11 protein-coding genes are annotated in these 10,424 nt (G+C 70.7%); 10 read left to right on the forward strand and 1 reads right to left on the reverse strand.

All coding sequences use genetic code 11. The features are described 5' to 3' along the window. Window positions 1-48: 48 nt before the first annotated feature. Genes K8556_RS31840 through K8556_RS31875 form a run of 8 tightly spaced genes read left to right on the forward strand, consistent with a single transcriptional unit; the run spans window position 49 to window position 7,331 of the window. Entirely contained in the window at window positions 49-1,224 is a 1,176-nt protein-coding gene (locus K8556_RS31840) for a PHP domain-containing protein (RefSeq protein WP_223743867.1), read from the forward strand. Between the two features lie 20 nt (window positions 1,225-1,244). Then, window positions 1,245-2,513, forward strand: coding sequence for a 3-deoxy-D-manno-octulosonic acid transferase (locus K8556_RS31845; protein ID WP_223743868.1), 1,269 nt, complete (start codon window positions 1,245-1,247; stop codon window positions 2,511-2,513). Further along, window positions 2,510-3,511, forward strand: coding sequence for a glycosyltransferase family 4 protein (locus K8556_RS31850; protein WP_223743869.1), 1,002 nt, complete (start codon window positions 2,510-2,512; stop codon window positions 3,509-3,511). Before K8556_RS31845 ends, K8556_RS31850 begins: the two co-directional genes overlap by 4 nt. Next, the gene (locus tag K8556_RS31855) at window positions 3,511-4,542 is read left to right on the forward strand and encodes a glycosyltransferase (RefSeq protein WP_223743870.1); all 1,032 of its coding nucleotides are present in this window, start codon (window positions 3,511-3,513) and stop codon (window positions 4,540-4,542) included. The genes K8556_RS31850 and K8556_RS31855 overlap by 1 nt, the downstream gene beginning before the upstream one ends. Then, window positions 4,539-5,621, forward strand: coding sequence for a tetraacyldisaccharide 4'-kinase (lpxK, locus tag K8556_RS31860; protein ID WP_223743871.1), 1,083 nt, complete (start codon window positions 4,539-4,541; stop codon window positions 5,619-5,621). Before K8556_RS31855 ends, lpxK begins: the two co-directional genes overlap by 4 nt. A 31-nt stretch (window positions 5,622-5,652) precedes the next feature. Continuing rightward, on the forward strand, window positions 5,653-6,666 hold the full coding sequence (locus K8556_RS31865; protein ID WP_223743872.1) for a bifunctional heptose 7-phosphate kinase/heptose 1-phosphate adenyltransferase: 1,014 nt from the start codon (window positions 5,653-5,655) through the stop codon (window positions 6,664-6,666). Then, a complete protein-coding gene (locus tag K8556_RS31870; protein ID WP_223743873.1) occupies window positions 6,663-7,151 on the forward strand; it encodes an adenylyltransferase/cytidyltransferase family protein in 489 nt (162 codons plus the stop codon). The genes K8556_RS31865 and K8556_RS31870 overlap by 4 nt, the downstream gene beginning before the upstream one ends. Window positions 7,152-7,154: 3 nt before the next feature. After that, window positions 7,155-7,331, forward strand: a complete 177-nt coding sequence (locus tag K8556_RS31875) for a Trm112 family protein (protein ID WP_223743874.1) — start codon at window positions 7,155-7,157, stop codon at window positions 7,329-7,331. Here the strand turns inward: K8556_RS31875 and K8556_RS31880 are convergent. Further along, window positions 7,321-8,430: a glycosyltransferase family 9 protein gene (locus K8556_RS31880; RefSeq protein WP_223743875.1), complete on the reverse strand. Its 1,110-nt coding sequence runs from the start codon at window positions 8,428-8,430 to the stop codon at window positions 7,321-7,323. The genes K8556_RS31875 and K8556_RS31880 overlap by 11 nt on opposite strands. An 82-nt stretch (window positions 8,431-8,512) precedes the next feature. Between K8556_RS31880 and K8556_RS31885 the strand changes: the two genes are divergently transcribed. Continuing rightward, the gene (locus tag K8556_RS31885; protein WP_223743876.1) at window positions 8,513-9,391 is read left to right on the forward strand and encodes a YicC/YloC family endoribonuclease; all 879 of its coding nucleotides are present in this window, start codon (window positions 8,513-8,515) and stop codon (window positions 9,389-9,391) included. Next, window positions 9,388-10,011, forward strand: a complete 624-nt coding sequence (gmk, locus tag K8556_RS31890; RefSeq protein WP_223743877.1) for a guanylate kinase — start codon at window positions 9,388-9,390, stop codon at window positions 10,009-10,011. The genes K8556_RS31885 and gmk overlap by 4 nt, the downstream gene beginning before the upstream one ends. The last annotated feature ends 413 nt before the right edge of the window (window positions 10,012-10,424 follow it).

Below are 10,424 nucleotides of genomic sequence, written 5' to 3' on the forward strand. Positions count from 1 at the left end.
ACGCCGCCACGTGGCGCTGAACGTGAGGCCCTCGGAGTGGAGGGCGGTATGAGCAAGGCCAGTACGGCAAGGCGGCCGCTCGCACTGGCGATCCGCGCCGTGTTCGGCGTGCTGTTCCTGCTCCTGGGCGTCGCGGGCTTCTTCGCCTTCGCTGCAGGCTTCGCGGACTACCCCGTGGTCGAGCCCGCGCCGGACGCGAAGCCGTGGATCCGCGGCGCGTACCACGTGCACACCACGCGCTCGGACGGACACGGGACGCCCGCGGAGGTCGCCAGGGCGGCGAAGGCGGCGGGCCTCGACTTCGTGGTGCTCACCGACCACAACGACTTCAAGCCACCCTCCGCGACCTGGGTGGATGGCGTCCTGCTCATCCCCGGGGTGGAGATTTCAACCGACGCGGGCCATCTGACCGCGTTCGGCATGCAGCGGCCCATCGAAGGCGTGAAGCCCTGGGGACCACCAGCTCCGGCCGTAGCGGCGGTGGAGGCCGCCGGAGGCACCGCGGTCCTCGCGCATCCGGTCCAGATGAAGAACCCCTGGAAGGACGAAGCGACGGCGCACCAGGTCCCGGGCTTCGAGCTGTACTCCGCGGACACCTTCTTCCGGCAGGCGCTGCGAAGCCCGGTGAGCCGGCTCCTGCCCGCGGTGGGCGCCTCCCTGGTGAACCCGGTGCACGGCGTGATGCTGCTCTCGGTCCCGGAGCCACGTCCAACCGAGCGCTTCCTGGAGCTGGCGCGAGAGCGCAAGCGCATCGCCCTGTGCGGCCATGACGCGCACGGCGTGCCCGCGTACGAGGACATCTTCAACGCGCTCGACATGGAACTCCCTCCGGGCGTGCTGTCAGGCCCCCTGTCCCAGAACGCGCGCGAAGCCGCGACCCAGGTCACGAAGGCCCTGGCGAGCGGTCAGGCCCTCTGCGTCTTCCGTGCGCTCGGAGCGCCGGGCGGCTTCGCCCTGGAAGGCTTCGACGCGAACACGAGGGAGGCCCCCGTGGGCACGGTGCTGACGGTGCGTCTGCCGGAACACCCCCCGGGCACGCTGGAGGTCCGGGTGTGGGGTGACGGTCGCCTGCAACCCGACGGGCAGCACATCGAGCTGACCGGCCCCGGCGCAGTCCAGGTGGAGGTCTGGGCCCACGCGCCCGGACGTTTCTTCGGCCACGAGTGGCGGCCCTGGCTGGTCCCCAGCCCGGTGCGAGTGGTGCCGAGACCGCCGGGCATCTGATAGAGCGCGGGACGTCGCCCATGCGCCTGCTCTACGTCGTCGCCACCTACGTCCTCTTCGCGCTGCTGTTCCCGGTGCTCTGCGTGTACCGCAAGACGCGCCATGGGCTGAAGCAGCGGCTGGGCTTCTACGGGCCGGGCGACCTGCCGAAGGGAGAAGGCCCGCTGCTGTGGTTGCACGGAGCCAGCGCGGGAGACCTGCTCGCCCTGGCGCCCATGTTCGGCCCGCTGCGCCAGCGCTTCCCCGGCTGCCGCATCGTGCTCTCGACGATGACGGACAGCGGCCACGCGATGGCCAGGGACCGCCTGGCGAAGCAGATCGACGGAGTCGTGTACGCGCCCTATGACCTCTGGGGCGCGACACGAAGGGCCGTGCGAGCCCTCCAGCCGGACCTCCTCGTCCTCGAGTACACGGAGGTCTGGCCCAACCTCATCCGCGCCGCGAAGCAGTCCGGGGCCCGCGTGGTGATGACCAACGGGCGCTTCTCACCGGCGAACGTGGGGAAGTACCGGACGCTCTTCGGGCTCATCGGGAACCCGCTGAAGGACATGGACCTGCTGCTGATGCGGCAGGACGAGGAAGCCGAAAGAGCGAAGTCCCTCGGCGCACCGGCCGAGCGGGTCCTCACCACGGGCAACACCAAGTTCGACGCCCTCGCCGCGGGGCCCGCCCCCGAGGACGAAGCCCTGCGAGCCGCCCTGGGCCTGACCCCGGCGGATCCGGTGTGGCTCGCGGGGAGCACGCACGAGGGCGAAGAGGAAATCCTGTTGCAGGTGTATCAGCGTCTACGGGAGCGCTGGCCCACGCTGAGCCTGGTCATCGCGCCGCGCTACCTGAACCGGGCGGAGCGCATCCAGACCCTCGCCAGGGAGCGCAACCTGACCGTGGGCCTGCGCTCGCAGGGCAACCCGGAGCGAGCCCCGGTGGTGGTGATGGACTCCATGGGCGAGCTGTCGCGCGCCTACCGCCTGGCGACGGTGGTGTTCGTGGGAGGCTCGTTCACGAAGCGAGGCGGGCAGAACATCCTGGAGCCGGCGGGGCAGGGCCGGCCCGTGCTGTTCGGGCCGCACATGGACAACTTCCGCGACAGCGTCGCGGTGCTGCAAGGCAACGGAGGCATTCAAGTGGCGGATGGAGAAGCCCTGCACGCCGCGCTGGAGGACCTCCTTGCCCATCCCGAACGCCGGCGGCAACTGGGCGCCCAGGCCGAAGCCACGGTGCGCCGCATCTCCGGAGCCAGTGAGCGCAACGCGGAGGCCATGGCCACGCTGAGGAGGGCTCCTCGATGACCCTCATCGTCCATCCCCACTTCCACAAGCGCTACACGGGAGTGACCCGGCACGTGGAGTCCGTGGTGCCCGCGCTGGCCCAGGGCGACGAGACGCGGGTCATCGGCTCCGGCCTGACGGAGGCCCTACCGCGCATCACCTGGGGAGAGCTGATCCGCCGCTCGCACCAGGAGCCCATCGTCTGGCACGCGCACCGGAACAACGAGCTGCTGGCGGGGATGCTCCTGAAGGCCTTGGGCGGAAGGGTGCGACTCGTCTTCACGAGGCACACGTCGGTGGCCCCCACGCGCTTCACCCGCTGGCTCGCCAGGGGCGCGGACGCGCTGGTGTCGCTCACGAAGCAGATCTCGGACGTCATCGCGCTCCCCTCCACGGTGATTTCGCACGGCATCGACCTTGAGCGCTTCCACCCACCGGAGGACCGGGACGCGGCCTGGGCCCGGCTCCAGCAGGGTGGCCGCTACGGCATCGGAGTCATCGGCCGCATCCGCCAGGAGAAGGGGCAGGGCGACTTCATCGAAGCGCTGAGGCCCCTGTTGCCGAGGCGGCTGGACTGGCAGGCGGTGCTGGTGGGGCTCGCGAAGGGGCCGGACCTGGCCTGGGTGAACGGGCTGCGCCAGGGCATCGAGGACCGGGTGCGCCTCGCGGGAGAGCAGTCCACCATCGAGCCCTGGTACCAGGGCCTGAGCATCCTGGTGCACCCCTCCTACGCGGAGGGCTACTCGCTGGTGCACGTGGAGGCGATGGCCTCCGGGTGCTGCGTGGTGGCCTCGAAGCTGCCGTACCTGGACACCCTCATCGAGCACGGCCGCACGGGCTTCTTCTTCGAGCCCGGAGACGTGAAGGGACTGCGCGACCTGTTGGACGAGCTGACCCGCGAACCGGAGCGGGCCCGTCAGGTCGGCCGCAACGCGGCGGAGGAAGCGCGCAGCCGCTGCGGCGTCGAGCACGAAGCCCGGGCGCTCCGGGACCTCTACCATTCGCTGGTGAAGCGCTGATGCGCATCCTGCACCTGTTCGCGAGCCCCTTCTGGAGCGGCCCCGCGGAGAACATCGCGCTGCTGGCCCAGGCGCAGCGAGCCCTGGGGCACGAGGTCACGGTGGCGGTGGACCGCAAGCGCCGGGACATCGCCGCCGAGGAGCCCGCCGTTCCCCGCTTCCAGCAACTGGGCCTCCTGGACGAGGGAGGCCTGACGTTGTCCGTGAAGTCCCCACCCTGGGAACTCTGGAGTGACCTGCGAGCCCTCCGCCGCAGGGCGGTGGATGTGGTCCATGCCCACTTCACGCATGATCATCTCGTGGCGCGCTGGGGAACGCCAAAAGGCGCGGTGCGGATCCGCTCCATCCACGCGCCCCGGTCGCTGCGTTCCTCGCTGCCCGAAGCCGCCGCGTACACGGTGCCGGCGAGCCACCTGGTGGAGAAGCTCGAAGGCCGTCATCGCCCCGTCCAGGTCCTGCCCGCCCTGGTGGACCCGCTGTTCGAGCCGCCCCGGGACCGCAAGGCCCTGCGCCAGACCCTGGGGCTCGAGGACACGCACCTGGTCGGGATGATCTCCACGTTCCAGAAGAGCCGGCGTCACGAACTGGGAGTCGAAGCCTTCGCCGCGTTCCGCCAGCAACGCCCCGGATCCCGCCTCGTGCTCGTAGGCGATGGGGCCCTGCTCGAAGCGACGCGGACACAAGTGGCGGCTCGAGGCCTCACCGAACAGGTGACGTTCGCGGGCTACAAGCAGGGAGCGGACTTCGCGAAGTGGCTGCAGGCCCTGGATGAAGTCTGGATCCTCGGCCTGGGCAACGACTGGAGCGCGAGAGCCGCGGCCCAGGCCAGGGCCTGCGGAGTCCGGGTGGTCGCGGTGAGCGAGGGCGCACTCCCGGAGCTATCCGACGCGAGGGTGGATGTGCCCACGGTGGAAGCCGTCGTCACCGCCGCGCTCTCCGGCTCGACGGCGGGGACCCGGCGCCCGACGAACGAGCACATCGCCCGGGACATCCTGGCGCTCTACCAGAAGGCCGCGGAGCCACGGCGATGACGACCGGTGGCCCCACGGCCCTGGAGCGGATCTTCTATCCGCCGGCACCGGAGCCCTGGTCCCGTCGTGCCCTCCTGTCACCGCTCACGCTGGTGTCCTGGACGTACAGCGCAGCGGTCCGCCTGCGTGGCGCCCTCTACGACTCGGGACTGAAGCGGGCCGAACGAGTCGAAGGTCTGCGGGTCATCTCCATCGGCAACCTGAACGTCGGAGGCACGGGCAAGACCCCGGCGGTCCTCCACCTCGCGGAGTTGCTGATCCGCGAAGGGCGCAAGGTCGGCATCCTGACCCGAGGCTACGGACGCGAATCCCAGGAGCCACTCACCTTCACGGGAACGGATCCCCTGCCCGCGGTGACGGAAGCCGGAGACGAACCCTTGCTGCTCGCACGCCGGTGCCCGGGAGCCCGGCTCTTCGTGGGAGCGGACCGCGTCGCGGCGGCGTTCCGGGCCAGGGACGACTTCGGCCTGGACACGGTCCTCCTGGACGACGGCTTCCAGCACCGCCGCCTGCACCGTGACGAAGACCTGGTGGTCGTGGACGAAGCCGTGGGCCTGGGCAACGGCCAACTGCTCCCAAGAGGTCCGCTGCGAGAACCCCCATCGGCCCTGCGCCGCGCCACGCTCCTCTGGCTGCGAGCCGCCTCGGGAGGCACTGCGCCCAACCCCTGGATCGAAGGCTCGACGGCTCCCAGGGTTCGCACGCGCTATGGGCCCACGGGGTGGTGGGACCCTTCGGGCGCCGAGCACGCGACGAAAGCGCTCGAAGGAAAGCCGGTCCTCGCATTGGCGGGGCTGGCCCGGCCCGGAGGCTTCCTGAAGACCGTGACCACGCTCGGAGCGGAGGTCCGGGACGCGGCCCTCTTCCCGGATCACCATCACTTCACGGCGGACGAGCTTCGCCAGGTCGAAGCCCGGGCCCGCCAGCACGGGGCGCTCGTGGTGACGACGGAGAAGGACGCGGTGCGCCTGCCCGCCGGCTTCGAGGCCTGGGTGGTGCGCCTGGGCGTGGAGGTCCTGGAGGGCGAAGCACATCTGAAGCGGGCGCTCGGTCTGCGGGGAGAGACGCGCGACTTGTGAGGGCCGGACCGCTGTGGGACAAAGCGCGCCCATGCCCGCGGCCCCGTCTTCACGTCCGGCAGCATCGTCCTCGCGCCTGCCCCTCGCCTTCGCGCGCCGCCGGGTGTTGCTGGTGGGAGACCTGGTCGCCGACCACTACCTCTACGGCCAGACGGACCGGGTGAGCCGCGAGGCCCCGGTGCTCATCGTCCGGTACGAGTCCTCGGAGGTGAAGCTCGGAGGCGGAGCCAACGTCGCGGCCAACATCCGCGCGCTGTCGGGGCAGGTGACGGCGGTGGGCGCCCTGGGCGTGGACTCGATGGGCAGCGAGCTGCGCAAGCTCTTCGAAGCCGCGGACATCCGGCTGCACGCGGTCAGCAGCCGGAGCATCCAGACGGAGACGAAGACGCGAATCCTCGCGGGAGGCATCAGCACCACGAGGCAGCAGATGCTCCGCGTCGACCGGGGACAGCGAGGCCCCCTCCCGCCCCGGATGCGCAAGGCCATCGCCAGGCAGGTGGAGGCCGCGGCGAAGGACGCGGACGCGGTGGTGGTCTCGGACTACGGCGCGGGCGTCGTCAGCGACGAGGTCCGCGCCGTGTTGCGAAAGCTCGCCGCGGACGGCCTCCCGGTTTGCGTGGACAGCCGCTACGCGCTCGCGGCCTTCGCGGGCCTCACGGTGTGCAAGCCCAACGAGCCGGAGCTGGAAGCGCTCACGGGCCGCCCGGTGCGCACGAAGGAGGACCTCCTGGAGGCCGGTCACGAAGCGGTCCGCAAGCTGGGCTGTCAGGCGCTGCTGGTGACGCGAGGCCGCCACGGCATGGCCGTCTTCGACGCGAAGGGCGGCGTGGACCTCATCCCCGTGCACGGAGCGAAGTCGGCGGTGGACGTGACGGGAGCGGGCGACACGGTCATCGCGAGCTTCGCGTTGTCCCTCGCGGCCGGGGCCTCCTTCGGTGAAGCCGCGAGGCTCGCGAACGTCGCGGGCTCGCTGGTGGTGCAGAAGCCCGGCACGGCGACGGTCTCCCGCGAAGAACTCCTCGAAGCGCTGCGGAGCTCAAGATGAACACCCTGGACAAGCTTCGTCCCCTGGCCGCCATCGCGGAGGAGCGGGAACGCTGGCGCGAGCAGGGCCGCACGGTGGCCCTGGCCAACGGCGTCTTCGACCTGCTGCACGTCGGACACGTCCGCTACCTGGAAGGGGCGAAGGCCCTGGCGGACGTGCTGGTGGTGGCGGTGAACTCGGACGCCTCCACCCGCGCCTACAAGGGGCCGGGCCGTCCGCACATCCCGGAAGCGGAGCGCGCGGAGCTGGTCGCGGCGCTGGCCTGCACGGACCGCGTCGTCGTCTTCGATGAGCCGAATGTGCGGACCGTCATCCGCGCCCTCAAGCCCGACGTGCACGTGAAGGGGACGGACTACACGCCGGACTCCATCCCGGAAGGTGACGAGGTCCGGGCCTACGGAGGCAGGACGGCCGTGGCGGGAGACCCGAAGGACCACAGCACCACGGAGCTGGCCCGCCGGCTCGGCCGCGAAGGCGCGAAGTAGCCCATGCTCCTGGACCCGGCGCTGCGGTCCATCCTGGGGTGTCCCCACTGCAAGGGCCCGCTCGAGGAGCACCCGGGCCCTCCGCCCGAGGTCCGCTGCGGCAGGTGCCTGCGGGCCTGGCCCGTGGAGGACGGCGTCCCCCAGATGGTGCCCGAGCAGGAGCGACCGCTCACCCCGTGAGCGAGGCCCGCTCCGCGACGAACGACCGGACCTCCGCGGCCACGCGCTGCTCCAACCCCACGCCGTAAGCCCCATCCACGATGGGCGTCAGGTCCACCATCCGGTGGGGCGCCACCGCATGGCCCCAGCGCTCCATGTCGATGCGCAGGAAGAACGCCAGCGTGGGAGCGCCCACGGCGACCGACAGGTGCATGGGCCCGGTGTTGTTGCAGATGGTGAGGCCCGCGGTCCGCATGAGCGCACCCAGCTCATCGATGCTGGTCGCCGGAGCCAGCTCCGCCCCCGGAGCGCCGGAGAGCACGCTCCGAGCCAGGGCCTCCTCTCCCGGCCCCCAGGTCACGACCGGCGAATAGCCGAGCGAAATCAGCTCCCGGGCCGCCGCGGCGAACGCCTCGGCCGGGATGCGGCGCTCGCCCAACCGCCCTCCGGGGTTGATGACGGCGCGCCGCGAACCCGTCGCGGAGAACGTCGCCAGATAGCCGCGGAACGCCTCGCCCAGCACCGGCTCCCGGAACGAAAGCCCCTGGGCGACAGCGCCCTTCGTCAGAGGCGTCAGCAGGTGGGTGCGCTGAATGGCCTCGTGCCGCGTATCGGAGCGGGCAGGCACGGACACCGACTGCAGCAGCGACACCGGCCAGATACCGGGGCCAATGACGACCGCCCTGGAGCCCACCATCCGAGAGACGAGCGCGCTCGTCACCGAAGGAGCACTCCAGTTGGCGCAGTCGACCACGGCGTCATAGCCCGCGCGTCGGAGGGCACGGATGCCAGGCGCCAGCGGCCCCAGCCAGAGCATGCGCCGGTCGAACGCCAGGACCGCGTCCGCGTCAGGGTGCCCCTGAAGGACGCGAGCCACCTTGGCGTGCACCAGCACATGCACTTCCGGAGGCGGGTGGAGATGCGCCTTGAGGGTCCGCATCAGCGGTGTGGTGAGAAGGGCCTCGCCCACGCGGTTGTCGGGCCGGACGAGCAGGACCTTTCGCGGGTGGGGGAGGGGCGTCCCGGGAGAACGGCGGCGTCCGGGGCGCCAGAACAGGAGGGACGCCAGGAGCGTCAGTGCCAGCTTCGCCCACGTTTCAAGCCGCTTGTGCCACGCCATCGGCGGCGGACCCTACCAGAATTGGAACGGACACAAGACGCTGGCTTGACCTTGGGACCGAAAGCCCCTAGCACCCGGCCCGATGCTCAAGAGCATGACCGGATTTGGTTCGGGCCGCGCCCGCGTGGGGGACGAAGAGGTCTCCGTGGAAGCACGCTCGCTCAACCACAAGTTCTGCGAAGTGAAGGTCCGGCTGCCGCGCGAGCTGTCCGCGCTCGAGCCTGCCCTCGTGAAGCAGGTGAAGGACCGCCTCGCGCGGGGCTCGGTGGAGATCCTGGTGCGCCGGCAGGCCGCCACCGTCTCGGGCAACGTCCCCACGGTGGATGTCGCCCTGGCCCGCGAATACGCGCGCGCCTTCCGCGAGGTCGCCGAGGCCCTGGGCCAGTCGACGGAGATCGCCTGGTCGCAGGTGTCCAACCAGCCGGGCGTCATCCGCCTGGAGGAGAAGGGCGTGGACGTGGAGTCCGCCACCCAGGCCACGCAGACCGCGCTCCAGCAGGCGCTCGCGGCCCTGGAGACGATGCGGAACACCGAAGGCGAGTCCATCCACGCGGACCTGGACGCCCGGATGAAGCTCATCGAGGGCTGGAGCCAGGAGGTCGCCCGGCTCGCGCCTCGCGCGGTCAGTGACTACCAGCAGCGGCTCACCGAGCGTGTCGCGGAGCTCGCGCGCGGCGTGGCGGTGGATCCGCAGCGCCTGGCGCAGGAGGTGGCCCTGTTCGCCGAGCGCACGGACATCGCGGAAGAGGTGACCCGGCTCGCGACCCACCTCGAGCAGTTCCGGCTCCTGATGGCGAGCCCCGAGCCGGTGGGCCGGCGCATGGACTTCCTCGTGCAGGAGATGCACCGCGAGGTGAACACGACAGGCTCCAAGAGCCAGCACGCGGAGATCTCCGCGCGCGTGGTCTCGATGAAGGCCGAGGTCGAGCGCATCCGCGAACAGGTGCAGAACGTCGAATGAACGAACCCACTGGACTCCAGCCTGGCCTGCTCCTCGTCCTCTCCGCGCCGTCCGGAGCGGGAAAGACCACCCTCGCGCACCGGCTGCTGAAGGAGATGCCGGACGGCATCTTCTCCACCAGCGTCACCACCCGGCGCCCCCGGGGCAAGGAGCAGGAGGGGGTGGACTACCACTTCGTGGGAGTCGCCGCCTTCCAGGAGAAGATCGAGAAGGGCGAGTTCGTGGAGTGGGCCGAGGTCCACGGCCACTTCTATGGCAGCCCCCAGTCCGTGGTGGACGAAGCCCGCACGCGCCGTGGCACCGCCATCTTCGACATCGACGTCCAGGGCGGGCAGGCCATCAAGCGCAAGCACCCCGACGCGGTCCTCATCTTCGTGCTGCCCCCCTCCATGGAGGAGCTGGAGCGGCGGCTGCGGGACCGTCAGACGGACTCGGACGAGACCATCCGCCGCCGGATGCTGGCCGCCCGCTCGGAGATCGAGCGGGGGATCGCCTCCTACGACTACATCGTGGTGAACGACGACTTCGAGCGCGCCTATCAGGAGCTGCGCTCGGTGGTGGTCGCGGAGAAGTGCCGGCGGGGGAGGGTGGACCTCTCCAAGCTCAAGTTCGGGAGCTGAAATCCGCCGGGGGAATGGGAGGAGCCCCCCCACGGGTTCCCCCTCCACCACGTCGCAACGCGCCAGCGGCCTGCATCAAATTTCTTGCGCCGCCCGATCGCCTGATGGATAAGCCGCCCACCTCGCGGCGACACGCAGGCGTCACTCCGGTGGCACCAGCGTGATGCGGTGGCGGTGACGGGAAGTTGACATTCTCCGAACCGATTCTTAGATGTTCGCCGCAGCAGGCCAGCCGATCGCGGGCGTTGACGGTGTTGGAGCGGGTTGCCGCCTCATGGGAGGCGGAGCAGGTCGGGAAGCAGAAGCAGCAGTCGAGCGGTTGACACAAAACGCGGCGGTGGTACAAGCCGCGCCCCTCGCTACGAAGCCCGCGCACTGGTGCGGAAGGAACTTCGTGGAGAGAGCAGCACCGA

The organism is Corallococcus sp. AS-1-12 (genome assembly GCF_020036995.1).
Lineage (GTDB): Bacteria > Myxococcota > Myxococcia > Myxococcales > Myxococcaceae > Corallococcus.

What these genes read in the sequence shown, in the direction of transcription:
- gmk (WP_223743877.1), top strand. Translation starts at nt 9,388, where the DNA reads ATGAACGAACCCACTGGACTCCAGCCTGGCCTGCTCCTCGTCCTCTCC.
- K8556_RS31855 (WP_223743870.1), top strand. Translation starts at nt 3,511, where the DNA reads ATGCGCATCCTGCACCTGTTCGCGAGCCCCTTCTGGAGCGGCCCCGCG.
- lpxK (WP_223743871.1), top strand. Translation starts at nt 4,539, where the DNA reads ATGACGACCGGTGGCCCCACGGCCCTGGAGCGGATCTTCTATCCGCCG.
- K8556_RS31845 (WP_223743868.1), top strand. Translation starts at nt 1,245, where the DNA reads ATGCGCCTGCTCTACGTCGTCGCCACCTACGTCCTCTTCGCGCTGCTG.
- K8556_RS31870 (WP_223743873.1), top strand. Translation starts at nt 6,663, where the DNA reads ATGAACACCCTGGACAAGCTTCGTCCCCTGGCCGCCATCGCGGAGGAG.
- K8556_RS31875 (WP_223743874.1), top strand. Translation starts at nt 7,155, where the DNA reads ATGCTCCTGGACCCGGCGCTGCGGTCCATCCTGGGGTGTCCCCACTGC.
- K8556_RS31880 (WP_223743875.1), bottom strand. Translation starts at nt 8,430, where the DNA reads ATGGCGTGGCACAAGCGGCTTGAAACGTGGGCGAAGCTGGCACTGACG.
- K8556_RS31885 (WP_223743876.1), top strand. Translation starts at nt 8,513, where the DNA reads ATGCTCAAGAGCATGACCGGATTTGGTTCGGGCCGCGCCCGCGTGGGG.
- K8556_RS31840 (WP_223743867.1), top strand. Translation starts at nt 49, where the DNA reads ATGAGCAAGGCCAGTACGGCAAGGCGGCCGCTCGCACTGGCGATCCGC.
- K8556_RS31850 (WP_223743869.1), top strand. Translation starts at nt 2,510, where the DNA reads ATGACCCTCATCGTCCATCCCCACTTCCACAAGCGCTACACGGGAGTG.
- K8556_RS31865 (WP_223743872.1), top strand. Translation starts at nt 5,653, where the DNA reads ATGCCCGCGGCCCCGTCTTCACGTCCGGCAGCATCGTCCTCGCGCCTG.